The sequence below is a fragment of the Nostoc sp. genome (assembly GCF_036917435.1).
Lineage (GTDB): Bacteria > Cyanobacteriota > Cyanobacteriia > Cyanobacteriales > Nostocaceae > Nostoc.
This window is the reverse complement of record NZ_JBALDM010000016.1, coordinates 12,624-37,505: the sequence shown is the minus strand read 5'-3', so window position 1 is coordinate 37,505 and position 24,882 is coordinate 12,624. Positions and strand designations below refer to the sequence as shown.

Below are 24,882 nucleotides of genomic sequence, written 5' to 3'. Positions count from 1 at the left end.
CGAAATTTATTTATGGAATTATTGCTCTGTTTTTTGTGTATCTTCTGGTTTTTCCGGCTGTTGTTCATCAACTTTTTCAGTATTACCTGCTTTCACCCAACCTTCTTGTTCGCTACCTTCCAAACGGATCTTTTGCCAAGCCTTATCCTCACTTTGTTCCAAAATAATAATTTTTTGATTAAAAGCAATCCCACCAATTTTTTCAGCTTCTTGATTTGGTTGCGATCGCAAACTCAAGCCTTCAGCCCAACTAACACGCCCTCGGTAAGCTCCCGATGGCAATGGTTTTGGTGATGGTGTAGCCTTTGGTGATTCTGTGGGAGTTGGAGAGGATTTAGTAGATATCCCAGGTGTAAGGCTTGGTTTAGCTCCTGCAAGCTGAGTTCCTTTTGGAGCTTTGGCTTTCACCGAGGGGCTATCGTTAGAGTAAACGGGTTTGGCAGGGGGTATGCCGGTGCGATTCATGAAATAGAGTCCAATTGCAGCGCCGCCACCTATTAGCACAGCGATCGCTAAGAAAAACCCAAGTATAAATTTTGTTAAGCCAGACAACATAATTAAAACCCGATCGCCAGTGGTAAATAGTCAATAGTCAATAGTAATTCATGATTAACTCTTGACTATTGACTCAGCAATTATTAACTAATCAATTATTGTAGCTACTGTTAAAGCGTTCACAGCACTCAACACTCAGCACTCTTCATGTAGTGCGCCGGAGGCGATCGCTTAAAGGATTGTGTTTCGATGCTAAACGCGCTCTCCCAGCCGCCGCCCATTCTTGGAGTTGCTGAATTTGCTCTACAGCAGTTCGCGCCAAGGGGATGATCTGACTTGCGGCTTCTAAAATATCGTCGGTAGCGAAGTCGCGGTTTTGGCTAAATCCAATATGCATCGCTTCAATTAAAGTTTGCTCAATCTCTGCCCCAGAAAAATCGGGCGTTTCATAAGCTAACCTTTCGATGTCGTAACTTTTCAAGTTATGGGGGCGCAATCGGGATAAATGAACATCATAAATTGCTTTTCTCTCTTCTTGGGTGGGCAAACCCACAAAGAAAATTTCATCAAATCGCCCCTTACGAAGCATTTCTGGCGGTAAAGCTTGGATGTCGTTGGCGGTGGCGACGACAAATACGGGTGAGCTTTTTTCGGCTAGCCAGGTAATAAAAGTACCAAATACACGGCTGGCTGTTCCGGCATCACCTTTGCTACCAACCCCGCCAAAGGCTTTATCTATTTCATCAATCCACAAAATACAGGGAGCGAGGGCTTCGGCTACTTGGATCATTTGGCGAGTCCGAGATTCTGATTCACCCACCAAACCACCAAATAACCTGCCTACATCCAGACGTAGCAAGGGTAAATGCCAGTGATGAGCGATCGCTTTTGCCGTCAAAGATTTACCAGTTCCTTGAATACCCACCAACATTAAGCCACGGGGGTGCGGTAATCCGTACTGTCGCGCCTTATCAGTAAACGAGCCTCCGCGACGAATCAGCCAGTCTTTGAGGTTATCTAGTCCGCCGATATCAGAAATTTGTTCAGTGGCGGGGCAGAAGTCCAAGATTTGGGTTTGGCGGATAGTTTGGCGCTTTTCTTCCAACACGAGATCCACGTCTTCTGGCTGTAATTCACCGTGGGTTGCGATCGCTTTTGCCAAAACCCGGCGAATCCGTTCCATCGAAAGTCCTTGACAAGAACGCACCAAATCATCTAAAAATTTGCTAGAAAGAGAGTTACCAGTACTTTGTAGTAAGCGTTCAACCTCAGTTTTAATTTCTGGGGCGGCAGGTAAGGGAAACTCTACCACTGTCAGCACTTCTGTTAAATCGTCAGGAATGGCGATGCGTGGCGATAGTAGGACAATATTTTTTGGTTGCGACTTGAGGAGTCGGGAGAGATTGCGGAGTTTGCGAGCGATCGCAACATCATCTAAAAAGCGATGATAATCTCGGAGAATCAATACAGCTGGCGCGGAAGCTGGTAATTTTTCGATAAATTCTAAAGCTTGTAGGGGGTTACGTCGCCCAAACCCTGCATCATTGGGGTTTCCCTGATAGCCATCAACAAAATCCCAAGTATAAACTGGGCGATTACCCTGGTTCGTTGCTTCTTCTCGGATAGCTGCTTCTACCCGTTCCTCTTCATAAGTAGGAATATAAATCAAGGGGTAGCGGGCGCGTAGCAGCAGTTTAAACTCTTCACGGAAGTTCATAAGTAGCTGTTATTGGTTAGTTCATCTTGAACGCAATGTACAACTTTCTTGGCTCAGAAAGCCAATGAGTAACCAGCAAGAACAATACAATGTTGAAACAGTTCAACAGGGCATTTCTGGCTCTGAGTGGGTAATGCTTGAAAACTATTTCTAAAGTTATTTTTCCAATACTGCCAAAAAGAACGATGTCTACGACGGGCTACGCCTACGCAATTTTTATTGAGCTATTGCTAATACAAAGCCCATTCTAATTTCAGAGTTTCTAATTTAGGATTCTTCACACTCATTCTTTTGCATTCTTCCATAAATTCCTTGACTTGTTCTTGGTTAAGACTTAAACCGCCGTCTTGCAGATTATTGATGTAAGTAATCACATCTGAAGTTGTTAAAGCCGAACTTATTTCTTCTAGAAGAATAGCATTTTTAACTTCCCGACAAACTAACTCAATATCTGATGAGGTAAACCTCATACTTTTTTCTGCTAGAATATCAAAGTTAGCAAGCTGATTCATATCAATTTTTGACAGGTAGTGTTTAAATAAATCTATTCTTTCTGTTTGATCAGGTGGAAAAATAGGAATCTTCCAATCCAGTCTACCAGAACGTTTTAAAGCGCTGTCAATTCCACTTAAATAATTAGTAGCGGCAATTACAATTACATCACTATTTTGAAGATTGTTTAGTTCTATGAGTAATTGGTTAATCGTTGCCTTTTGATCTTTGTGTGCGTTATCTTCGCTGCGATTAAACCCAATACTGTCCAACTCATCAATGAATAAAACTGAAGGAGCTTTTTTCTTAGCTTGGGCAAAGATATCTCGAATATTTTTTTGACTTTGACCTATCCAAACACTGATAATATCAGCAGGAGAAAACTTAAAGAAATATCTTCCAGACTCGTTAGCAAAAGCATTCGCTAGTAGAGTTTTACCACATCCAGGTAAACCATAGAAAAGAATTCCACTAATTGAACCCTTGTGTCCCTTAGATTGCAACTTCAGAAGTCTAGTTAGTTTTTCTTTTTCTTCGTTTAAACCTTTTACTTGGCTAAAGTAAAGCTTAAATTCTTTGACACGGTTAGTAACTGGATATGCTTGTATTAAACTAGGTTTTTTAGCGCCATACTCAAAAGATGGATAGTCGATAGAATCAAATGATACTGGAACTAATTGGTGTTTTTCATAATCAGGAGCCATGATTATAACTTGGAAGCGATCGCCATAATATCCAGACAACTTATATTCTAATATTTCTTTAGCTTTTTTCAGTTGGTAATAGTTGCGTGCAATCTCAAAACCGGGAATTACCAACCAAAGACTTTCTAGCTTATTTGGCCATACTTTTGATTTTCTTAAAACTCTTTTAATTGGATCTAAAAAGAGATTATTATCCTGAAATTCTTGATATTTAAGAGTTTCAATCTCAACCACTACCTGATTTTTTACATAAACTTGTATTATTTCACTTTGGTACTCTTCATCCTCATCTAATGTATCTTCATCTGTTGTTTCTTCATCCCTGGAATTCAACTCAACTTCACAGCCGATATTAGACAATTCATATCCTATACTTTCCAAAGTTTTAATAGCAAAATACTTGAGATAGATATATTCTTTACTTTCTTGTTGCCACTTAAGACTGTAGAAATGTTCGGGTTTTATCTTCAGCAATAACTGTGATTCAGCCTGTATTTGAGCTTTTTGTAAATCTAGAAAGTAATCTCGCAAAGATACATCATCTTCTTCTATTTCATAATGTGGAAGTTCCAGCAATAGACGAAAATGGGCGTATACTTCCTCTTTATGTTCAATAGAGACTTCATTTGGGTATTTACACCTGAGAGTAAAAGTAAAAGGAATTTTTCTAGCAACTCTATCTACCAAATATCCTAAAGCGTCTTCTTGCTGATGAGCTTGGATTTCTAATACCGATGGACAATGAAATAAAATAAAAAACTGTTCAGAGTTATATTTATTAGCATATAAAGATATCTGTTCAAATTGCTGATCGAATTTTTCAGAATCAAGTAATTCTAACCCAGTATTGCCAAGTATAATACTAGTCATAGTTGAACGATAAAACTGAAAAATGCTAGCATCAGAGATAGGACTTTCTTGTGCATCTTCACAATCTTTATCTTCTGAGACAATACTTGTAGGAATTTTCCTGTTGGCAGCTTTAGGTATAGTATTATAGCCACCATATTGATACTTTCTAATTAATTCATAATTAAAGATTTTGACAACAATATCAGAGAAGAAATCTTCTACTTGGGGAATCAAAAAAATACCTACTGGCTGGTGAGAATCTAAACACGCTTGAAATCGTTCATATTCTTGTTCAGAACCGAAATCAAATAAGTAGAAGAAGAAGTCATGTTTGACTGAAATCGCCTCCTGTAGTTTGACTGAAATTGATTCCGATTCAGCTACTTTATTGATTGGTTCTACACCCTTAATAGAAATAGCAATTTTTGTATCTAACGGAATATATAAATCCAAGCACGGATTTGCAGAAAGTCCCAATTCATCCAGAGCAGTATTAAAATTATCTATGAATGATTGACTTCTACGCTGGTAGCCAAACTGTTCTATGATAGTTTTGACCCGTAGGCTTTTTTGAGTTTTATCAGTTCTCTGGAGTTCATTTTTAATTGAACGTAAGTAGGCTGTATATGACATTTTGTGTCCTCTTGCTTAAATCGGGTTAATTAGCATCCTCAAGGAAGCTAAATATATAGTTCCCTAAATTACATAAGCAGCTAACTCATACAACCGATATCTCGTAAATCGCCGTTTTGCGTCTACGCTTTCCAACTTAATTTAATGCTGACTTTTCAAGGTATCTGGAAAACCTCTCTCTAAATCTCTCTCCTAAAAGGAGAGAGACTTTGAATTTTCCCCCTTCCCTACGAGGGAAGGGGGTTAGGGGGTTAGGTTTTTCGTGGCTTTTCCACATAATGTGAAAAGTCAGAATTTAATGACCTTAAATATTTTTGTTACAGGAGTACGATAAATAATCATCTACTACCCATCACCACAGCCGGGTTAGTGCGGGATTAAACGGAGGTTCTGTAGTGTTTGAAATTAACAGGCGGCGGAGTAACCCCAGGTGGAATATCACAGAAAACTTTGCTGGGTATATGTTCATGATGCCCACCATTCTAGTTTTGGGAACTTTCGTAGTCTTACCCATTCTCTACGCCGTTTTTCTTTCCTTACAAAAAGTCCAACTTCTCGGCGGTATTGAGTACGATTTCATCGGTTTTCGGAACTTCACGCGATTAGCTGAAGATGAACGAGTTTGGATTGCTTTGAGAAACACAGCACAATATGTAGCGATAGTTGTGCCAACTCAAACAATCTTAGCTTTAATTCTGGCGGTAACTCTCAATTCTGGGATTTATGGTAAAAACTGGTGGCGCATCCTCTACTTTTTGCCGACAGTTACCTCTTCAGCAGTGCTGACGCTCATTTTTATGTGGATTTATAACACTGATGGGCTATTAAACGATTTTCTCGCTTTTGTGGGGCTACCTACTTACAACTGGTTGGGCGATCCAGCAGTTGCGCTCAAAGGCATTATGATCATGAACATTTGGTCAACCGCGCCGTTTTTCATGGTGATTTATCTGGCGGCGTTGCAAGATGTACCCCAAACACTTTATGAGGCGGCAGAACTCGATGGCGCGAATGGGTGGCAGCAATTTATCCACATTAACCTTCCCCTGCTTCAGCCTGTAACCTTCTTTGTGATAGCAGTGGGGGTGATTGGGAATTTTTAACTTTTTGACCAGTCTTACATCTTTTCTGGCGGTACTGGCGGGCCAAATAACGCTACCTTAACAGTGGTGCTGCTAATTTACCAAGCTGTGTTTCGGAATTTACAAATGGGATATGCAGATGCGATCGCATTTTTGTTAGCAGCAGTCATCATCACCATCACTTTGATTCAACGGCGACTTTTCGGAGGCGAACGGATTTGACTAAAATCTCTGGCTTCTTCATGATGCGGCAATTTTTTGTTAATTTTCCTAAAGAACTAGAAGAAGCCGCGCAACTCGATGGCTTAAATACCTTTGGAATCTTCCGACATATTGTCTTACCCTTGGCAAAACCAGCACTAGCAGCACAGGCAGTTTTTGTATTCATGGGAAGTTGGAATAATTTTTTACTGCCTATAGTTATCCTATTTGACCCACAAATGTTTACCCTCCCCTTGGGGCTGAACACCTTCAAAGGTCAATACATCAGCTATTGGAACTACATCATGGCAGCCCCTATGGTCTTTACCCTGCCAGCTTTAGGTATTTACGCCTTTTTTAATCGTTACTTCATTCAAAGCGTCACCTTCACCGGGGGCAAAGGTTAAGCCCCATGCCCAATGCCCCATGCCCCATGCCCAATTCCCAATTCCCCAAACAGTATTTTGGGCAACAAATTGCACTCCTAACGTGATATTGGTATTACAGCGACTCAATCTCTATCTATCAGTTAACAAGCATTATGGGTTTTGCAGACCTATCCATCGCAGAGATAGCAGCCGACTACAGCATACCTGTAGAAAAAGTGTTTTCTCTGTGCAACCAACTGGGAATCGCCTACAAACACCAAAAGACCCGTTTGGCGTTAGAAGATGCAAAGGCAATTATTTCCCAAATATCGTTTGAAACACACCCAAAAAGTACTAGCGACTTGTTGGGTGATGACGAGGACACCTAAAGGGTGATCTTGGGCTTTAGCTAATCATTGATAGCTAATGAAAAAAAACAATGAGTCATTAGCAATTAGCAGCTTGGAGATTGAGAATCGCGTTCTTAGCTGTGTTGAGCGTAAAAATTTTTAAGGGGAAACATGTTTAGAAGACTCATTGGCGTTGTTGTGGCCACTGTTTTACTCTCGTTTCAGTTGTTTGTCGGTAGCGCGACAGCAGTGGAACTAGACAAAGCTACCCGAACAGTGCCATTAAATACTCAAGGTGAAGTTACCGTACTCAGCCTTAAACAAGTCAAAGAAGGCAAACGCTTATTTAATTACGCTTGTGCCCAATGTCATGCTGGGGGAGTTACCAAGACAAACCAGAACGTGGGACTGACTCCAGACGATCTGGCACTGGCAACACCCAACCGTAACAACGTTGAAGGCTTGGTGGATTACCTGAAAAATCCCACTACTTACGACGGTGAAGAAGAGATTTCCGAAATCCATCCCAGTATCAAGAGTGCAGATATTTTCACAGTAATGCGAAATCTGACAGATAAGGACTTGGAAGCGATCGCGGGTCATGTTCTCATACAACCCAAAATCGTTGGCACTAAGTGGGGAGGCGGAAAAATCTATTACTAAATCCTGGAACTGAGTTACTGGGAATAGGGCATTGGGAATAGGGCATTGGGCATTGGGCATTGGGCATTAAAAAGAATCCATTCCCCATTCCCCATTCCCCATTCCCCATTCCCCATTCCCCATTCCCCATTCCCCACTCCCCACTCCCCACTCCCCACTGATTAGCTTTTTGGAATAAATTGCTCGCTATTTATTAAAAAAAAATTGTATCTATGACAGATTGTCATATTTGGTGTAGATTTTATTTAAAATGAGAAAAGAAAAAAAAATTGTTTGTTAGGGAAGAGTCATGAAATTGATTTCGGCAAGCTTGCGACGCTTTAGTTTAGCTGTGTTGACAATCCTTTTAGTTGTTAGCAGCTTTGCAGTTTTTACTCCCAGCGCTTCTGCTGAAACCTACCAAGTGAAATTGGGTACTGATAAAGGAATGCTAGCATTTGAACCGAAAAAGTTGACAATTAAACCAGGTGACACAGTTGAATGGGTAAACAATAAAGTTCCTCCCCACAACGTTGTGTTTGATGCAGCCAAAAACCCCGATAAGGATGCCGCTTTAGCAAAATCTCTGTCTCATAAGCAGTTGCTGATGAGTGCTGGTAAAAAGGAAACAACCACTTTCCCCGCAGACGCACCTGCTGGTGATTACACTTTCTACTGCGAACCTCACCGTGGTGCTGGTATGGTTGGTACAATAACTGTCCAGGGCTAGAAATGCCCTCTTGGACACAAGCTGATTTCTCTGTGAAATTACCTCATAGCAACACGCCACCCTCCTAGAGTGACGCACATAATGGATAAATGGCGGTAACGAGTCCTATCCTGCCTTAAAACGCTAAACAACCTGTAGCGATTGAGGGATGAACTCGTTACCGCCAATTTTGATCAAATTTGACTTAATCAGGGATTAATCGCGTTTATACTCTTCCTGGAGGCTTGTTGCGAGGAAATTCTCTTGAGAATACTTTTATTGATCTTAATGTTAGCGATCGCTCTATTCAAATTGACATTCATTAGTCCAGCACTAGCTGCCGAAACATCCAACGGGGCTAAAATTTTCGAGGCTAACTGCGCCTCTTGCCATATAGGTGGCGGCAATATCCTGATTACCCAGAAAACCTTGAAAAAGGAAGCATTGTCAGAGTACCTAGAAAATTATAATAGCGACTCTATCGAGGCGATTATCCACCAAGTGCAAAATGGTAAAAATGCTATGCCTGCCTTTAAAGCTAAGTTAACTGCTGAAGAGATTCTGGAGGTAGCCGCTTACGTTTTTCAGAATGCAGAAAAAGGCTGGTAAAGTAGCATCGAATATAGACCACTCTTAGAGGATGTTTGAAAAGTTTTAAGTCAGTAGGCGTAAATAATTTAAGGTTTGTAGTAAGGGCTTTAGCCCTGAGAATAGGGCTAAAGCCTTTACTACGAGCCAATTTAATTAATTTTACATTGCGTAACATCGTTTGATTTATTTTTGCCCACCTACTAAGGCTAATACAGCGTATTGCGGGTAAATGAAGTACATGGGTAGGGGCACAACATGTTGTGCCCCTACGATGATCTGTACTGCAATTTGCTGTATAATTCACTACTGTGCTAACAAGGCACACTTGCGTGAGCTAACTGAAAATCAAGGTTTTCAACCCGCGCAGGCGTGTAAGTTTCGTGTAGGGGCACAGCAATACTCATAAGTGTAAACTTGGAGCTAGATTAAATTCGCTCCTAGACAAATTTCCTTAGTCCGTCGAGGCAGACTAAGGAAAGTTTGAAACCCACGGAGGTGAGTTTTATTTGTATAAATTTGGTTTCTAACCGCCCTTTTAGCTGGTTTTAATCCAAAATCACCACCGACTGATTATTTTTCTGGATTAGACTTTTCTCTATTTTCCTTCACTTCCCGTAACCGTTCTACTAATTTTTGATCCGATTCAGTAGAGGGTGTAGCCTGGATTTCATTGACTATCGGTAGCACTAAAGGTTCGGAAGTATTAGCTGCTGATGAAGGCGCAGGCTGATTATTTATGACTCGCAATTCAGATAACGGTTTAGGAGTAGCTATCGTTGACAACTCAGATTGATTGCCATTGACTCCGGGTGTAGCTAATGGTTTAAGAATACCTGTCGATGAAGGCGTAGACTTGTTATTTCTGATTCGTAGTTCAGGAAATGGTTTAGAAGTAGCTGCTGGTGAAGGGGTAAGCTGATTGTTATTGATTATTGGTGTAGATAATTGAGTAGCCCCAGTGGTGCTGCTAGTGCTGTTTTGGAAAAGCAAGTTAAAGGGATAAGAACTAATCTGTTTACTTCCCCTGGGGGATTGCTTATTGAAGTATTCCCTTGCTTTTGATCGCAATTCCGGGGAAACTAGCTTGTCTTGAAACTTGATATCTAAGACCTTACCATCGGTATCTACCACCAACATACCTAAAACAGCGCCTTCAAGATTCGGTTTATTCGTGGGTAATGTTTGGCGAATGACTGGTTTTTGTTCAGCGTTGGGGTATTCTTGCTGAACTTCTTTTCTCAGATTTGCGTAGGAATCTAGCTGTGCAATTGCTAACTCAGTTCCTTTTCGAGATAAATTGGGTGCTTGTGACGTGGTTCCTCTAATTAAGGTTAAGCTATCCCCAGCCCTGGGAGCTTGTTTTAAAGAAGTTATCAGCTGGTTTCGAGTCATGTTTGACGCATTATTAGTCGGTTGCGTCATTTGTGGAGTGGTATTTATCTGTGCTGGTGCAATAAGGTTAGTGTTAGAGAAATTCTGAGATTGGGCATTTTGCAGAATATCACTAGGTATTTGCTGTGACTGCAATATTGGCAATCTATTCACGTCTAACGGCTTAGATGCCTCGTATTTGGTGGTATCTATGACATTTACACGAGGAACTGATTGAGATAATTTGGGACTGCTATTGAATTTAGAATTATCAAATTTAGAAGCATCAAATCGCAAATTACTACTAGGAATCATCCGCAAAGACTGTCTTGTAGGCAATGAGGAGACTCGATAGTTATTCGACGATGGGGGTAGCGGAGGCAATACTAGCTGACTGCCGGATGGTGGTGCTGCCAATGGAGGCAATCCAGCTTGAGCGCTAAAGTTAGGGGTAGAAAGTGGCGCTATTGGAGGAAGTTGTTGTAAACCAATTTGGGGAGTAGTTTGTGGCAAACGGCTTTGATCCGCTTGGCTCAATTCCAACAGCCCGACGCTTTTTGATGATGCTGTATCTTTGGGTTTGCTAGAATCCATAGGCATCAATGGCACAATCATCGCGATCGCACCGTGGATGCCAAGAGAAGCTATAGCTGCTATCCCAATTGGCTGGCTTAAGAGGTCTGGTATATTTTTAAACAGGGAGACGTAAGACATAGGTGTTATCGTTCACTCGGCTCAGTTGCAGTTGACTAGCAATTTTCTCTTTTCGACTATATTGCAAAATATCGCAATATATGCTTCCCTCTAGAGGAATAATAATTTCCTCTCATGGCAATGAAAATGCCTAAATTGCCATTTCTTCAGGTTTGTAATTGTTTATAGCGGTTATCGACTGGATGAGAAGACCAAAGTCATTGCTGTCAAATCATTTCAGCAAAGTTTTTGTATCTCATTGAACTGCACACCGCTATAATGATGCTGGTTCATATCTTCAAATTTGAGCTTACTAAAGAGATTTTTGAAAAATTAGTACTTTTGATTTCTTAATTCTTAATGACGCACACAATCAAAATTAATATCTGGGATATTTATTAAAGTTTAAGTGAAGGTACAAGTCTGATTACACCACAAAGTCTGCTGAAGTTGCCTTGTGTTTCTAATCTTTTCCACTCAACTAAGCTTCTGTAACACATGGTACACAAGCTTTGTCCGAGACTAGTGCCTATATGAGAATAGTACCACATCAGCAGCCCCGAAAACTGTTGCAAATTGTACAATTTTATTGACATTCTCTATCTAAACCCCACCAAAGCTATTTGGATTTTTCTAAAAGGAGTTCAGTTTGGCGATCGCAATTATAGCTTTTGAATTCTGACTACTTCTTGGTCAAAAAGTTTCAAACCCTTAATTGGAAATTGGGAATTGGTTTATCCCTTTCCACTCCTCACTCAGTACTGATGAAGGGCATTGAGCTAGTTAGCACATCGGAAATATTAAAAAAATTTATTTTTCTTTGAAAAGTGCAATATTTATTAATATTTCTTAGTTAAAATTAGAAAAGAATAAATACCTACTTAAGAACAGGAGGGGTGAGCTATGCAAAGCACCCAGTTCGATAGGATTGTGCGACGAATAGCGACGATATTATCAGTCGTAATCTTGACTTTGTGCTTAATTTATGTTTCTACGGGAGTTTTGCTTTCTTTTTACTATGAACCGACAGCAGGCGGTGCTTATAACTCCTTAAAGACGATTAATACAGAAGTGCCTTATGGTTGGTTGTTTTGGAGAGCGCATAATGTTGCTGGTAACGCAGCAATTGCGATCGCTATGATTCAAATTGTAGTGATGTTTTTAGGTCGTCAATTCCGCAAGAGTTGGCTGACTGCTTGGGTTAGCGGGATTTTGTTGACCTTAAGTGCGATCGGGCTGGATTGGACAGCGATGATCCTAGATTGGACTCAACTAGGATACTGGCGTTTTAACATTGAATTAGGAACCATCGAAGCTATTCCTTTGATTGGCGGACAATTGCGCGAAATCCTAACTGGGGGTGGAGCGATTAATACAGTTACCGTAGAACACCTTTACACAATACACAGTTATCTAATTGCGGTGGCTACACTAATTCTTGCCATAGTTCATTTATCTGCTTTACTCTGGCAGGAATGGGAAATGTATCAAGAAGCACCAAGATCAGAAATTGGTAATTTACAACAACCACCAGAAAGCGAATTTATTCGTTCCCAAAGCTAATAAGGAGTGTTGAGTTAGGAGTTACAGCGTATTGCAGGTAAATCAAGTACACGGGTAGGGGCACAACATGTTGTGCCCCTACGATGATCTGTACCTCACACCTGTTGCAATCTGCTGTATACTCTTCCTCATCCCCCAGGAACTTCACTAGTTGAAAGTTGAGATAATTGCACGAGGGATAGGTCTTCAACCTCCGCTAACTTTTCTAGAGAGAGGGGAGTTGATTGGGTAGCACCAGATAAACGTTTTAAAAGGCTAGGTCTGGGGTCATGCAATAGGTAAATAATGCGATCGCCAATTTCCCAATCTTGGTTAACTGGCATTACCTGTAAGCGTTCTTCTCGTTCTACCAATAGCGGTATCAATACCCCAGTCCGAATCTTTTCTTGGATGCGATCGCACTGAATAGAAAATTCCAATTCATTTAACGTCGTTGTCCCCAGCTTGACACGCCCATCATTTAAATATTCATTCCAAGTCTTAATCGCCAAGTCTGGGATAAAAGCTTGATTAACTTTATTACTAACCGAAATACTCGCCTGCGGATCGCGGGGAAAAACAGCTAAAACCCTCGGTGGCTTAAATTCCTCGGCGGCTCGTTGAGCCAACACAAAATTTACCTCACCATTACTTGTCATCGCCAAAAAAGTCCCCATAGAGGCAAGTCCCGCCTCTTCCAAAACCGCAGCATCCAGCCCACTGCTAGCAATCACTCGCAGATTTTGCGCCTCAGCTTGGACAAGACATTCGGGGTCAGTATCAATCATCACCACATTTTCCCCCCGTTCTTGAAAGAACCGGGCAATCAAAAGACTCAACGGATTACAACCCACAATCACTACCCCAGTTACGTCCTTGGAAGTGATTTGCAGCCATTTAGCAACCCAGCCAGCCGTTAGCCCTTGACAGACAACAGTCATAATAATTGTCAGGAAGACTAAAGCTTTAATGGAATCACCACCGTTAATGCCACGCTGGGTTAGGGAAATTGCAAAAAATGAAGCTACAGAAGCGGCAACAATTCCTCTAGGGGCAACCCAGCTTAAAAATAGCTTCTGTCGCCAATTTAAATCACTGTTCCATGTACACAACAGGATATTAATCGGGCGAACAACAAACATTAATACCAAAACAGTGAATACACTACCCCAACCCAAAGCAAACACACTGGCAATGGATAGATCGGCAGCTAATAAGATAAATAGCACCGAGACGCTGAGAATGGTTAGCTGACCCTTAAAGCTCCTTAACAGTCGTTCTTCGGGCACTGAAGAGTTAGCAAAGACTGCTCCTGCAACAACTGTCGTCATTACTCCCGATTCACTGCGGATCATTTGCGATAAGGCAAACAAACCCCAAAGTATCGCCAACACCACTAAGTTTTTTAACTCGAATGATAGAAAACTAGCGCGTTTGAAAATCAAGCTCATCAGATAACCGCCAGCACCACCAATTGCTGCACCAACGCCCAGGCGGATGAGTAAACCGACGATCGCATTAATTGGATCGGCATCGCCGTTCAAAATAGTATCGAGGACAACGAAGGCAAGAATCGCTCCTACAGGGTCAATTAAAACGCCTTCCCCTTCTAAAAGTGTTGCTACTTGCCGATCTACATTGATTTGTTTGAGCAAAGGGCCAACGACAGTTGGCCCTGTCACCACAATGATCGAAGCATAAAGAAAAGCTATATTCCAAGGAAATTCACCCAGCCAATGGGCAGCCATACTGCCACCAAGCAGTGTGATTAACGTTCCTTGAGTGACCAGCAATTGTAAGCTGACTGAAACTCTGCCTAACTCTCGCAGATCCAAATTAAGTCCGCCTTCAAACAAAATTATTGCCGTTGCTAGGGCGACAATAACTTCCAGTCCAGCGCCTAGCAGATGGGGATGCAATAGCCCTATACCGTCAGAGCCGAAGAATATGCCTAACAGCAATAATAAGACGATGCTGGGTATGCGAAAGTAGGCAGCTAGCACTTGAGCGCTAATGCCTGCAAAAACAGCGATCGCCATCTGTAGGGTAATTTCAAAAGATGCTTCCATGTTGGAGATTTTGAGCGATTTATTTCAAAATCTTGGGTAAAAAATCGTAGATATTAACTCTACAGGGTACAACATCATACCCTTTGTCCCTTGCAGAATGTACCGTTTTTTCTATCTAAGCTTCTCTCGAAGTTCTCAGCGTCGGCATCCTGCACCTTCCGGTATGAGCATCTACGGAATTCTTTTTGTGTTTCCATCTCTTTGTATCCTCTTCAAGCTTTAGCATCCACCCAGTTTAGCTGCCACAAACTTTTTTTCGCAAAAGCTGTTGACAATAGCCAGAAAATTGGTTAACTTATAAAAGGTCTGAGTCCGATGCCCCCATCGTCTAGAGGCCTAGGACACCTCCCTTTCACGGAGGTAACGGGGATTCGAATTCCCCTGGGGGTACTGAAAAAATAGAAGCGTATGTTTCTATGAGTTCATAAAAACGCTCATTCATGATTATTCTTGAATGAGCGTTTAGTTATACATAGGGTTCTTTGCTGGCTAACTCTTCTACACGTTGGTGAATAGCCGCAAGATTTAAGCGTAGGTCTTTACTCAGCCGGTTTTCAATGATTCCCACTGGCATAGTGAGTTTAGGCCAAACTTGAATTGTGTAGCAAAGATTTGTACCTACACATTCACCGACAGAATAAGGCTCTAAACACCAGCTACCAGAAAAGCCTTTAAAATCTCCCTCTACCATCCGAAAGCTAATTTCTTTAGGGAAGCATTCTTCCAAATCTAGAACCACCCGCGCCGAAAATTTGAAGTTAAGTAAGCGCTGTGAGCCGACTTGCTCCAGTCTAATTCCACCGTTGGGATGCTCGATTAAACGACTCTTAGCGAGGTTGGGGAGAAAGTCAGGCAAGGCTTCATAATCTGTCAAAACCTTCCAAATTTGTTCCACTGGTTGGGGGATTTGGACTTTAGCGCTGATTTGTCGCTGTCGCTCTGCTATTTTCTCAATTTGAACTTCTACCTTAGCTGCCAAAGCGACTATATCAGCAGTCAAATCTCCTTCAAGGTTGGTGTCATCATTAGGAGACTGAAAATCAAGATTCTCTGTTGCGTTCTGTTCTTTAGTCACGTTAAGAATTATGGTTTGCTTTCGTCAGAAAATTGAGGCAGAGTCAGGGTAAAGCAAATTTCGCTCTGTTCAGAATCTGAGATTGGGAGACTCTCAACTGCGATCGCTCCATTCAAATGCTGCACTAAAGACTTGACTAAAGCAAGCCCCAAGCCAGTCCCTGGTGTCCAGCGCCCTTTTCCGCGACGGAACTTGTCAAAGATGTAAGTCGCTTCCTCTTGGGAGATGGCATGTCCTGTATTCGTTACCTTTATGATAACTTGATCGATTTGTTGATCGACTCGGTGAACAGCTTCTAAATGGACGGTGGTATGAAGCTGGGAATATTTACAGGAATTAGTTAACAACTCTTGCAGGATGCGGTCAAAACTCTCTAGTTCAGTTTGCAGTTTTAGCGATTTCTCTGGTAAATCTACAGAAATCTTTAATCCCTTCTCTGCGAGTTTGTTCTCAAAAGATGCTGCTATAGACTTGATTCTAGTATTTAAATCTATAGATTCTAATTGTGGAGCTTCGTGAGGCGACTCTAGTTTCTGGAGTGTCAACAAGTCATTAATCAAGTTGATTTCCTTTGTGCATTCTTGCTCTAGGATATCCATGTACCTAGCTTGACGCTCTGGCGCGATTCCTGGCAAACGTAAATTGCGAATGGACATTAGCATATTTGTCAAAGGATAACGCAAGCGATCGCTCATGTTGCTCAAAAATTCATCTTTGAGTTCATTGAGTTTCCGCAGTTGCTCAACATATTGCCGGGTTCTTTCATGCAACTTTGCCTGGAGTTCCAGACTACTCTGGAGTTTCGCCGTCCGCTCATCTACCAAAGTTTGCACTTGGCGCAATGTCTGTGACTGAATTATGGCGTTACTGACTTGAGCGCACACCATTTCTACAAGTTCTAATTCTGCTGTTTGCCAGGTGCGAGTCACAGATTGCTGTAGCACCAAAAATCCTAAGATTTTACCTTGACTTTCTAACGACACTAATAACACCCCAGGCAATTGCTCTATTGCAAATAATGGAGCAGCTGCCGAGGTATCATTTTGCTCTGTATAGTTATCGAAAATGACTGCTTTTCCAGAATCCATAAAGGGACGCTGGCATAAACTACATTCCGAAACCAAGAAAGACTGATCTACTAAGGTATCTGGTTTAGTAGTGCGGCAAATTTGTGTTGCCTTAGCCCATTCACCAACCACTCTCGCTTTCGCTTTCGGAACTTGTTTTTTACCTTGAGTCCTAAATAATGGATCGGTATATTTTAGTAGTATAAGTAAACCTCGATCTGCCTGTAGAGATTCGGCAGTAGAGGCAATAACTAACTGGAGCATTTGATTAAGCTCCAAGTTGCTACGATTCAGTAATGTTAATTGCTTGATCAAGCTTTGATACTGATCGCCCTTTTGTAGATACTGTTGTTGATGAGTAATTAGTTTAGCTTGTGCCACTTGAGAAAAAGCGATCGCACAAGCAGATTCCACTTCTTTAAGCAGTTGTTTTTCTGATTCACTCCAATCATAAGGTTGGAATTTAATCAGACTAATTACCCCATTATTATTGCCACCCAACCTCGTGGGAATTGCCAAAACAGCTTTTATGGGTAGCGGTAAATACTGACACCCAATTACCAGACTTTTCTGGATGATGGAAATATCTTCAATAGTCAATGGTTCAGCAGCACATTGCAGTACTGGCGAGTGCATGAGCAACTGTTCCATCGAAAACATCTCTTCTGGATGTGGCAATCCTAGATATTGATCGGCACACCAATTAATAGTAGTTGCTTCGTCGGATATCTCACCCGTTACTGAAACCAAACAGCAACAATCTACTTGAAAAGCAGCTCCTAGCAATTGGGCAATCTCTTGCAATATCAATGCCGTAGCTGAGGTATTGGCGATGATTTGATTAATCTTTTGTACCAACTGGCGGGCAGTTTCTTCCTGATGCTGCATCAGCTTGACTTTGTAAGTTTGTAGTCGATGTATGTCATCTACGTACTGTGCCGGCGACTGTAAAGGCTTTTTCATTCTTGGCACGCCCTTGGATAATAACCCCATTGTTTTTGTACCCAACCCCTTGGCATATTCCTCACCGTTAGTTGTGTTGCGACACCTTAATAATTGGCAAATCTTATATGAATACTTTCTCTCACCTGTTATAGCCCTTTTCTATGGCAGATGGCCAAGTTGCCGTTATATAAAGCAAATTGCTACATGGTAGTGAAATACTTAGGATATTCTAAAATGACCCAGCCTGATTATTTTTGGCTGCTTTATCTTCTTTATATTGAGATAATTGACTAACTTTGACTCAGAATATCCTGTCTGTAAGTATACATAAACCGTAATTTCTCTGGAATCTCAGGGAAATACCCCAGCTATAACCGTAAAAATACTGAATTTATTTTAATAATTTTGTAAAATTTTGTTTTTATTTTAGTCCTTTAAGCAGCTATCCTTTGATATGTATTGGTTTCAATTAATATAACTAAGCTAAAGCGTCAAACCAATTTTGGCTTTGGGATTTTGGATTGAAGGAGACTACTGTCTTAGCTCAGAGCGGGGCATGAACCAAAAAATCTAAAATCTAAAATTCGTATCCCCTCAGAATTTCCTTTTATAAGCTACAAATCTTAACAAGAAGTTTTACTCATTGGAGAAAATAAAGCTAAATTCTGAATGAAGCCTAATTATTCAGTAATAAGACTTACGTACTGATAACCTGAAACCTCCTTTGCGTAGCCGCAGTACGGACTAACAAACGCCAATTGCTCAACTTGGGTATCCCTAAGTTAAGCAATTGACTTCCCTTAAACAGGGGGTATCTTAAAGAGCCAACTTTTTAAGTGGGTTGGAGGATCTCTTGTACGTAAGCCCTAAATAAGATAACTAGGCTGCGCTGTCTGAATATTAAGACTATCCAACCAAACTCTCGACACTCAGAGGAACCATATCGCCATTCCTGGTTAGTCCTAACAACATCGGTTCTTGGGGTTGAATTAGTTGACCTGTGAGTACACAACGTTCTTCTTGCTGGGCTGTGGCAGCTATGCTAGCTCGAATGTCCGCGCGCGAAAACCGAGGTTTCCATTCACCGGATTTTTGCTGGACATAATTCCAAAGAATATCTCTAATCAGAGCTTGATATCCCTGATTCCCAGCAATTTCTTTGAGCTTATCTTTGAGTTCGCGCTCTAGACGGATGCTGGTAACTTCCATATCGGTGGTAGGGGTGCGAGCGATCGTATGCATTACTATTTCTCCTTAAAAGTATAGACAGGATAGTAATACAAGTGTAGTATGTTTAAAGGAATCTTCAATAGGTGAAATTTTCTGTGAAACCCATTTATCCCATCTCTACTTCAATTTTGTGCCCTACCAATTGCCGAGGCAGTTGGGAATCAGCTGCTATGGGAGTGGAGTATTTATTTATGGGCGATGGTAGCCGTAATTATGGCCAAATCACAGAGGGTAATGATGATTTTAGACATCTCAGCATAAATGGGTTGATTGCAAAACCACAACTAGATCAAGAAAGCGGGGGGTACAGGCAAAGGAATGTACCAATATGAGACCAGAAACTTTTCCGGTCAATTCTAACCCCCGCTTCACCGAAACAGGAAGCGGGGGTTTTTTTATAAGGAGTGAAGCTGTGACGATATCTCCAATGCGCGGCGCGAACGCAATGCAAGTGTTAGAGCAATCTGTGGTGGTGTTTTCTCAAAATTACTTGCCACTGTGTCAGATCAATATTAAACGGGCAATTGTGCTGTTAGTAACCAACAAAGCTCAACCGTTAGGTTTGACTACAGAGGGCGGATGGCGAGTTCACTCACCCAACTTGGTAGTTGATGTACCAAAACATATTCGCTTAACGATCGCTTCTAATGAGCGGATGTGGAAAGTTCCGCCAGTGAATCGGCGAGAAGTGTTGCGGCGAGATCATCACAGTTGCCAATATTGCGGTAGCGGCAAGCATCTAACGCTAGATCATGTGATGCCGCGTTCTAAAGGCGGTTCTCACACTTGGGATAACGTAGTCGCAGCTTGTGAGAGATGTAACTCCCGTAAAGGCGATGTCTGGCGACAAGCCGCTTCGCGTCTACGCACCTTGTTTGAATCTGGTATGCAATTACGTACCAAACCAAAAGCGCCAATTCACCCCGCGATTTCTTTTGCCGAACAGTTTTGGACAGATATGCAAGCAAGCCTGGAATAGCAGGAGAGCATAAGGAATGCTGAAATTAACTTACACTGAAAGCAGCTTTGATTTGGAATGTGTCACTCTGTCGCTAGAAGAATGGGTAGCGCAGCGAGTGATTTTGGCCCTGCGAGTTGGGCAACGTTTGTACATTGAACCCAGTACCGCTTCCTTTTTGCTCCCTGTTGATTTGCCAGGAGTAGAAGGGCTTAAGGCTGAGGTAAAAAGAGATGACAGAGAAATCATTGCCCTCTGTGCTTGCGATACCCAATACATGGAAGTCACTCTACAAGGTTCTTGGCTATCAGATAGTTCTAAGGATGTTGTAGGTGTGTTTTTTACCACTATGAGCGATCGCGCTGAGTTCTTTTTGCACAAACTTTGGCAAGAAGCTCAAGTTTGTGCTTCTGTGATGAGGGAATAAACGAATTTGGATTTTGGAACAATCCAAAATCCAAAATCTAAAATTCCGTGAGGATAATTTCTCACTGCGCCATTTTGAGCAATTCGGGAATTGTCACAAATCGGTAGCCTTGCTTTTTGAGTCCACTGATGATTTGTGGCAAAGCTTCAACAGTTCTGTGGCGATCGCCACCACCGTCATGCATCAAAACAATAGAACCTGGTTTCGCGCCTTTCAAGACATTATTTACAAATGCTTCTGGTTTGGCGTGAGGATCGGTATCAGCTGAAGTTAGCGACCACATAATGACAGCATCTTTCCGGCTTTTCGCATAAGCGGCTAATCCGTTATTTAAAAAGCCTCCAGGAGGACGAAACAGAGCAGTTTTCACCCCTGTAGTTTTGTATATCAAGTCAGATGTGCGATCGATTTCACTCTTAGCTGTAGCTTCATCCATCTGCCGATACCAATGATGCCAAGTATGGTTGCCAATGGCGTGTCCCTCGGCTACCTCTTGCTTTGCTAAATCAGGGTTGGCTTGTAAGGCTTGTCCTACCCAAAAGAATGTCACTTTAACATCATTTTGCTTGAGGATATCTAGCATTTGTAAGGTTGTCTTTGGCCAGGGGCCATCATCAATGCTCAGAGCAATAACCTTTTCGTTGCTGCTGAGTGGAACCTTATAAACTGTTTTTCCTTGAAATTTAGCTGGGACTGTAAATGTAGGATTTTCTACTTTGACTGATGGCGGTAGTTGATCTTTTACAGGCTCTTGAACTTGTGCAGTATGGCTTTTGCTCACTGGCTGGTTCAACCCCACTTGTGGGGAAGTGCCTGGAGCAATACTACAAGCTGTAATCGTAGAGGCGATCGCAACAAAACTGATTATCTTTTGTCGCTTGAGGTAGTTATCTGTCACGTCAGGCTTTTAAAAAACTCACCCAATCATAAGCTGTAGTTTGACTTTTAAGAGGTGTGAGCAAGTTCAAATCTAAGTGCAGAAGCTTTTTTAGACAATTTCAAAAAAACTTTTTCAAACCCCTTGACACCTCTTGTAGTATTTTGTAGTATATTTGTAGTGAGGCGAAAAACAAAGCTTCTCAAAGGTCAAAGTAATGTTCTACATACAACTCAAACAAAGGCGCTGGCATCAACCAGAGTCTTCAGTCAAAAAAGCCGCTTCTACTTGTAAACCATCTGAAGTAGAGGCAATCAACCAAAAAAGTTTTAAGTTTGCACTTAGCAAAACTACAGAATACATCCGTAATACACAATAGGCTTGCTACCTAGAATTTCGGTTGTTTTCCTAACAGTTTCTCACAGTAAAAAGTAAACTTTCTGAACCTTGAAAACTGAATAAGAAATGGGCAAGTTCACCAACAAAAACATGTGCCTAAAAACCTAAAATTTTAGGCACAAATTCCCAAAAATCGGGGTGTAGCTCAACTGGCTAGAGCGTTCCGTTGTCTGCGGAAATGTTGCGGGTTCAAGTCCCGTCACCCTGGTTGCAGTCCTGTAGGCGAATAGTTGAAGCCGTCAGCCTCTCAAGCTGAAGATTGCGAGTGCGAATCTCGTCAGGACTCCCAAATGGTCAGGTAGCCAAGTGGTTGAAGGCGTTGGTCTGCAAAACCAATTAGCGCGGGTTCAAATCCCGCTCTGACCTCTGGTGCGATCGCAGTGTAGCTTAATGGTAAAGCCCCTGGCTCATAACCTGGTATATGCGGGTTCAAATCCCGCCATTGCCACCAAATGCAGGGATGGTGTAACGGCAACACCTCGTGACTCCAAATCCGATGTTCTAGGTTCAAATCCTAGTCCCTGTGTCAGACAATTTTGGATTTTGGATTGCCGATAGCGTAGCGTTAGCGAGTCTGCTAGCGTCTTTTAGATTGAAAAATTTAATCCAAAATCTAAAATCTAAAATCTAAAATCCAAAATTCAGCAAATTATGCCCTCGTGGACTAATGGTTAAGTCAGTGTTCTTTCAAAGCACAGATGCGAGTTCAATTCTCGTCGAGGGAATGATTTATGGGTCGGTGGCCGAGTCTGGCTGAAGGCGACAGTCTGTAAAACTGTTCTTTTTTGCACGCAGGTTCAAATCCTGCTCGACCCACTATGGAGAGGTGGCTGAGTGGCTCAAAGCGTCCTCCTGCTAAGAGGAAACGGGTAGTATAACCCGTCGCAGGTTCAAATCCTGTCCTCTCCGTTCTGAGAGTGTGGTGTAACTGGATAACATCTCAGTCTACGAAACTGAAGACTTGAGGGTTCGATTCCCTCGGCTCTCGTTACATGATCTTTATCCCTCGGTAGCTCAGTTGGTAGTAGCGCCTGTCTGAAGAACAGGAGGTCGTCGGTTCGATTCCGACCTGGGGGGCTTCGTTGCCTCATGGCTCAATGGTAGAGCAAGCGGCTGTTAACCGCGCGGTTGTAGGTTCGAGTCCTACTGAGGCAGCCTCATAATTCGTAATTACTAATTCGTAATTCGTAATTAAATAGGGGTTCACATTCCCAAATAATAAATGGCTTGTATGTTTAGTCGAGGTTTAAATCCCCGTCACAAAACATAATTACGAATTACGAACTACGAATTACGAATTATTTAATGCCGGGTGGACGAATTGGTAAGTCGCATCGCTCTGAACGATGAGGTTGCAGGTTCAAACCCTGCCCTGGCAATAAAGCCCTGTGGTGTAATTGGCAACATAGCGCCCTTTGAAGGCGAAGATTCCAGGTTCGACCCCTGGTGGGGCTGCCAAACTTTGCCCTTGTAGCCCAACGGAAGAGGCGCTTCGCTTAGAACGAAGAGGATGCTGGTTCAAATCCAGTCAGGGGTATTGGTGAATATGCGGGGATAGAGCAACGGTGGCTCGTCAGGCTCATAACCTGAATATCGGCAGGTTCGACTCCTGCCCCCGTCACCAAAATTTAGGCTGGTGTAGCTCAATTGGCAGAGCAACTGACTTGTAATCAGTAGGTTGCAGGTTCAATTCCTGTTACCAGCTTGATTAATGCGGGTGTGATGTAATCGGTAGCATCTGAGTACGCCATACTCAGTGCGTGGGTTCAAGTCCCTCCACTCGCTTGCGTAGTCCTGTAACTCAATTGGTAGAGTGTCTTCCTTACAAGAAGAATGTTGCGGGTTCAATTCCTGCCAGGACTACCAAATGTTGGGAGTGTAGCTCAATGGAATAGAGCTTCGAGTTTCTACCTTGAAGGTTGTGGGTTTAAGTCCTACCACTCCCGCCTATGGGTCTGTAGCTTAATTGGTAAAGCGTCTAACTGGCTGTTAGAAGGATGTCGGTTCAATTCCGACCAGTATCCACCAAATATGGGGTCATAGCTCAAATGGCTAGAGCGCCTGCCTTGCAAGCAGGAGGTTATGGGTTCAATTCCCATTGATTCCACTAATGGTGTCTGAAGCCAAAGTGGTCGAGGCGCTGGTTTGTGGAACCAGTCAAAGCGGGTTCAAGTCCCGTCAGACACCCCTCAATGAAAGATGCCGCTGAATGGACGGCAACCAAGCTTGAACCTTGGGGTACAGGCAATTGTAGGGGTTCGATTCCTCCATCTTCCTCTGTCTATAAAACATAAGGAGGCTATACTTAGCTGTTGATTTTCATCGTCCAGTATTACATACTGGTGAAAGAACAATCAAGGAAAATTGAAGTGGACAACAAAACTTGGCTGGGTAGTTTGGGAGAAAGCAAGGTGGCAGCAGAGCTAAGTAGGCATCGCTTTCACGTTTTTACTCAAACAACAGGCAAAGCACCTTTTGACCTAGTAGCCTACAAGGATGGTTACTTGTACAGAGTTAATGTCAAATCTACCCAGAGGCGAAGCAAGTGGGGGTCATGGGAAGTAAAAATTGCCAGTGTACGTTCTAATCGCACAGAAAACCGCATAGTCCCTTTTGACTTTGCATCCTGTGATGTTCTTGCTGTGTATATAGAGCCTCTCGACAAAATATGCTTTCTACATTCTTCTGAAGTTGCTGGGAAAAATTATATTGCTTTGAGAGAGATAACAGTACACCAATCCAACCTTCTTTCTATATCAGAGTTAGCTAACCCACAACGTATCTGCCACTCTAATAAGGACATAGCTGAGGACTTAATAAAACTCAATGAATTAACCGTAGGATCTAGTGATTCGGTTGAGGATACATCAACGAAAGTTTTATCCAAAAGGCAGCGAATTCAAAAAGATTCTGGTGTGACTTTAATAAAGAAAGACAGAGTTTCGCTTAAATCTAGGAAAGTTGAGCGTCCCTCTAAGGAAGACCTAGAAAAGATGATTTGGGAAACTTCTGTTCTTGAAGTGAGTCAGAAGTTTGGAGTGTCTGACGTTGCAATCGCTAAGTGGTGCAAAAAATACGGTATTCCTAGACCTCCAAGGGGTTACTGGGCTAAGAAAAATCAGTCTAGAAATTCCACAGTGTAGATTCAGCAATTTTTTCCACCTGAAGCCGAAAAGTAAGGCGCTGTGCTGATAACACAGAAAGAGCAGGGGCAGTACCTCCCAGGTGGATTTATATCTAGGGTTGGTGTTAGAAGGTTTGCGATGTAAAAAATATCCGATCGCACCAACTCATTTCTTAAATTAACTAGGGTGGTTGGCATACCGGCTGTGCAGCGAGCTTTTAACTCGCAGAAATAGGTTCGACCCCTATACCACCCACTAAGCAATTAAA

General features: G+C 42.1%; 19 protein-coding genes, 24 tRNA genes and 2 pseudogenes. 35 read left to right on the top strand and 10 right to left on the bottom strand.

The window, feature by feature from the left end; translation table 11 throughout:
* Positions 1-18: 18 nt before the first annotated feature.
* The 3 genes from V7K98_RS07235 to V7K98_RS07225 form a co-directional block, all read right to left on the bottom strand.
* Positions 19-555 (bottom strand): SH3 domain-containing protein, encoded by a 537-nt coding sequence (locus V7K98_RS07235; protein ID WP_335020225.1) that lies wholly within the window; start codon positions 553-555, stop codon positions 19-21.
* Between the two features lie 145 nt (positions 556-700).
* Positions 701-2,212, bottom strand: a complete 1,512-nt coding sequence (locus V7K98_RS07230; protein ID WP_335020223.1) for an AAA family ATPase — start codon at positions 2,210-2,212, stop codon at positions 701-703.
* 230 nt (positions 2,213-2,442) lie between these two features.
* Positions 2,443-4,893 (bottom strand): ATP-binding protein, encoded by a 2,451-nt coding sequence (locus tag V7K98_RS07225; RefSeq protein WP_335020221.1) that lies wholly within the window; start codon positions 4,891-4,893, stop codon positions 2,443-2,445.
* 395 nt (positions 4,894-5,288) lie between these two features.
* Here V7K98_RS07225 and V7K98_RS07220 point away from each other — a divergent pair.
* The 4 genes and pseudogenes from V7K98_RS07220 (at position 5,289) to psbV (ending at position 7,557) form a co-directional block, all read left to right on the top strand.
* A pseudogene (locus V7K98_RS07220) lies at positions 5,289-6,197 on the top strand (carbohydrate ABC transporter permease).
* A 17-nt stretch (positions 6,198-6,214) separates the two neighbouring features.
* Positions 6,215-6,583: pseudogene (locus V7K98_RS07215) on the top strand (carbohydrate ABC transporter permease); the annotation flags it as partial.
* Between the two features lie 134 nt (positions 6,584-6,717).
* The gene (locus tag V7K98_RS07210; protein WP_335020219.1) at positions 6,718-6,933 is read left to right on the top strand and encodes a hypothetical protein; all 216 of its coding nucleotides are present in this window, start codon (positions 6,718-6,720) and stop codon (positions 6,931-6,933) included.
* 132 nt (positions 6,934-7,065) lie between these two features.
* On the top strand, positions 7,066-7,557 hold the full coding sequence (psbV, locus tag V7K98_RS07205) for a photosystem II cytochrome c-550 (protein ID WP_335020217.1): 492 nt from the start codon (positions 7,066-7,068) through the stop codon (positions 7,555-7,557).
* A gap of 14 nt (positions 7,558-7,571) precedes the next feature.
* Here psbV and V7K98_RS07200 read toward each other — a convergent pair whose 3' ends face one another.
* On the bottom strand, positions 7,572-7,694 hold the full coding sequence (locus tag V7K98_RS07200) for a hypothetical protein (protein ID WP_335020215.1): 123 nt from the start codon (positions 7,692-7,694) through the stop codon (positions 7,572-7,574).
* Positions 7,695-7,846: 152 nt separating this feature from the next.
* On the opposite strand from V7K98_RS07200, the gene petE reads away from it, so the two are divergent.
* Together petE and petJ are read left to right on the top strand one after the other, a co-directional pair.
* A complete protein-coding gene (petE, locus tag V7K98_RS07195; protein ID WP_335020213.1) occupies positions 7,847-8,266 on the top strand; it encodes a plastocyanin in 420 nt (139 codons plus the stop codon).
* A gap of 243 nt (positions 8,267-8,509) precedes the next feature.
* The gene (petJ, locus tag V7K98_RS07190) at positions 8,510-8,854 is read left to right on the top strand and encodes a cytochrome c6 PetJ (RefSeq protein WP_335020211.1); all 345 of its coding nucleotides are present in this window, start codon (positions 8,510-8,512) and stop codon (positions 8,852-8,854) included.
* Between the two features lie 552 nt (positions 8,855-9,406).
* Here the strand turns inward: petJ and V7K98_RS07185 are convergent.
* A complete protein-coding gene (locus V7K98_RS07185) occupies positions 9,407-10,921 on the bottom strand; it encodes a hypothetical protein (RefSeq protein WP_335020209.1) in 1,515 nt (504 codons plus the stop codon).
* 882 nt (positions 10,922-11,803) lie between these two features.
* On the opposite strand from V7K98_RS07185, the gene V7K98_RS07180 reads away from it, so the two are divergent.
* On the top strand, positions 11,804-12,463 hold the full coding sequence (locus V7K98_RS07180) for a cytochrome b N-terminal domain-containing protein (protein ID WP_335020207.1): 660 nt from the start codon (positions 11,804-11,806) through the stop codon (positions 12,461-12,463).
* A 128-nt stretch (positions 12,464-12,591) separates the two neighbouring features.
* Here V7K98_RS07180 and V7K98_RS07175 read toward each other — a convergent pair whose 3' ends face one another.
* Positions 12,592-14,511: a cation:proton antiporter gene (locus tag V7K98_RS07175; protein ID WP_335020204.1), complete on the bottom strand. Its 1,920-nt coding sequence runs from the start codon at positions 14,509-14,511 to the stop codon at positions 12,592-12,594.
* Between the two features lie 317 nt (positions 14,512-14,828).
* Here V7K98_RS07175 and V7K98_RS07170 point away from each other — a divergent pair.
* Positions 14,829-14,901, top strand: a tRNA-Glu gene (locus tag V7K98_RS07170).
* A gap of 76 nt (positions 14,902-14,977) precedes the next feature.
* Here the strand turns inward: V7K98_RS07170 and V7K98_RS07165 are convergent.
* The 3 genes from V7K98_RS07165 to V7K98_RS07155 all read right to left on the bottom strand — a co-directional run bounded on the left by V7K98_RS07165 (position 14,978) and on the right by V7K98_RS07155 (position 18,840).
* On the bottom strand, positions 14,978-15,586 hold the full coding sequence (locus V7K98_RS07165; protein ID WP_335020202.1) for an SRPBCC family protein: 609 nt from the start codon (positions 15,584-15,586) through the stop codon (positions 14,978-14,980).
* A gap of 8 nt (positions 15,587-15,594) precedes the next feature.
* Positions 15,595-17,616, bottom strand: a complete 2,022-nt coding sequence (locus V7K98_RS07160) for a GAF domain-containing sensor histidine kinase (RefSeq protein ID WP_335020200.1) — start codon at positions 17,614-17,616, stop codon at positions 15,595-15,597.
* An 888-nt stretch (positions 17,617-18,504) separates the two neighbouring features.
* Positions 18,505-18,840: a hypothetical protein gene (locus tag V7K98_RS07155; RefSeq protein ID WP_335020198.1), complete on the bottom strand. Its 336-nt coding sequence runs from the start codon at positions 18,838-18,840 to the stop codon at positions 18,505-18,507.
* A 433-nt stretch (positions 18,841-19,273) separates the two neighbouring features.
* Here V7K98_RS07155 and V7K98_RS07145 point away from each other — a divergent pair, with 433 nt between their 5' ends.
* On the top strand, positions 19,274-19,807 hold the full coding sequence (locus V7K98_RS07145; RefSeq protein WP_335020247.1) for an HNH endonuclease: 534 nt from the start codon (positions 19,274-19,276) through the stop codon (positions 19,805-19,807).
* Between the two features lie 16 nt (positions 19,808-19,823).
* Positions 19,824-20,213: an alr0857 family protein gene (locus V7K98_RS07140; protein ID WP_335020194.1), complete on the top strand. Its 390-nt coding sequence runs from the start codon at positions 19,824-19,826 to the stop codon at positions 20,211-20,213.
* 61 nt (positions 20,214-20,274) lie between these two features.
* Here V7K98_RS07140 and V7K98_RS07135 read toward each other — a convergent pair whose 3' ends face one another.
* Entirely contained in the window at positions 20,275-21,111 is an 837-nt protein-coding gene (locus V7K98_RS07135) for a polysaccharide deacetylase family protein (RefSeq protein WP_335020192.1), read from the bottom strand.
* Between the two features lie 196 nt (positions 21,112-21,307).
* Here V7K98_RS07135 and V7K98_RS07130 point away from each other — a divergent pair, with 196 nt between their 5' ends.
* The 25 genes from V7K98_RS07130 to V7K98_RS07010 all read left to right on the top strand — a co-directional run bounded on the left by V7K98_RS07130 (position 21,308) and on the right by V7K98_RS07010 (position 24,869).
* On the top strand, positions 21,308-21,469 hold the full coding sequence (locus V7K98_RS07130) for a hypothetical protein (RefSeq protein WP_335020190.1): 162 nt from the start codon (positions 21,308-21,310) through the stop codon (positions 21,467-21,469).
* A gap of 154 nt (positions 21,470-21,623) precedes the next feature.
* A tRNA-Asp gene (locus V7K98_RS07125) sits at positions 21,624-21,697 on the top strand.
* A gap of 4 nt (positions 21,698-21,701) precedes the next feature.
* Positions 21,702-21,778 (top strand) — tRNA-Glu (locus V7K98_RS07120).
* 3 nt (positions 21,779-21,781) lie between these two features.
* Positions 21,782-21,855: transfer RNA gene (locus V7K98_RS07115), tRNA-Cys, on the top strand.
* Between the two features lie 10 nt (positions 21,856-21,865).
* Positions 21,866-21,940: transfer RNA gene (locus V7K98_RS07110), tRNA-Ile, on the top strand.
* A 3-nt stretch (positions 21,941-21,943) separates the two neighbouring features.
* Positions 21,944-22,015: transfer RNA gene (locus tag V7K98_RS07105), tRNA-Trp, on the top strand.
* Between the two features lie 128 nt (positions 22,016-22,143).
* Positions 22,144-22,214: transfer RNA gene (locus tag V7K98_RS07100), tRNA-Glu, on the top strand.
* An 8-nt stretch (positions 22,215-22,222) separates the two neighbouring features.
* A tRNA-Tyr gene (locus V7K98_RS07095) sits at positions 22,223-22,305 on the top strand.
* Positions 22,306-22,309: 4 nt separating this feature from the next.
* Positions 22,310-22,398: transfer RNA gene (locus V7K98_RS07090), tRNA-Ser, on the top strand.
* A 4-nt stretch (positions 22,399-22,402) separates the two neighbouring features.
* A tRNA-Arg gene (locus V7K98_RS07085) sits at positions 22,403-22,477 on the top strand.
* A gap of 15 nt (positions 22,478-22,492) precedes the next feature.
* Positions 22,493-22,566, top strand: a tRNA-Phe gene (locus tag V7K98_RS07080).
* A gap of 6 nt (positions 22,567-22,572) precedes the next feature.
* Positions 22,573-22,644, top strand: a tRNA-Asn gene (locus V7K98_RS07075).
* A 151-nt stretch (positions 22,645-22,795) separates the two neighbouring features.
* A tRNA-Gln gene (locus V7K98_RS07070) sits at positions 22,796-22,868 on the top strand.
* Between the two features lie 3 nt (positions 22,869-22,871).
* A tRNA-Gln gene (locus V7K98_RS07065) sits at positions 22,872-22,947 on the top strand.
* Between the two features lie 6 nt (positions 22,948-22,953).
* Positions 22,954-23,026: transfer RNA gene (locus V7K98_RS07060), tRNA-Leu, on the top strand.
* Between the two features lie 10 nt (positions 23,027-23,036).
* Positions 23,037-23,113: transfer RNA gene (locus V7K98_RS07055), tRNA-Met, on the top strand.
* An 8-nt stretch (positions 23,114-23,121) separates the two neighbouring features.
* Positions 23,122-23,194, top strand: a tRNA-Thr gene (locus V7K98_RS07050).
* Between the two features lie 8 nt (positions 23,195-23,202).
* A tRNA-Gly gene (locus tag V7K98_RS07045) sits at positions 23,203-23,274 on the top strand.
* A 5-nt stretch (positions 23,275-23,279) separates the two neighbouring features.
* Positions 23,280-23,355, top strand: a tRNA-Val gene (locus V7K98_RS07040).
* Between the two features lie 6 nt (positions 23,356-23,361).
* Positions 23,362-23,435, top strand: a tRNA-Arg gene (locus V7K98_RS07035).
* Between the two features lie 5 nt (positions 23,436-23,440).
* Positions 23,441-23,517, top strand: a tRNA-Ala gene (locus V7K98_RS07030).
* A gap of 5 nt (positions 23,518-23,522) precedes the next feature.
* Positions 23,523-23,596 (top strand) — tRNA-Ala (locus tag V7K98_RS07025).
* Between the two features lie 6 nt (positions 23,597-23,602).
* Positions 23,603-23,676 (top strand) — tRNA-His (locus V7K98_RS07020).
* 125 nt (positions 23,677-23,801) lie between these two features.
* Positions 23,802-24,632 (top strand): group I intron-associated PD-(D/E)XK endonuclease, encoded by an 831-nt coding sequence (locus tag V7K98_RS07015; protein WP_335020188.1) that lies wholly within the window; start codon positions 23,802-23,804, stop codon positions 24,630-24,632.
* A gap of 166 nt (positions 24,633-24,798) precedes the next feature.
* A tRNA-Lys gene (locus V7K98_RS07010) sits at positions 24,799-24,869 on the top strand.
* Positions 24,870-24,882: the final 13 nt, after the last annotated feature.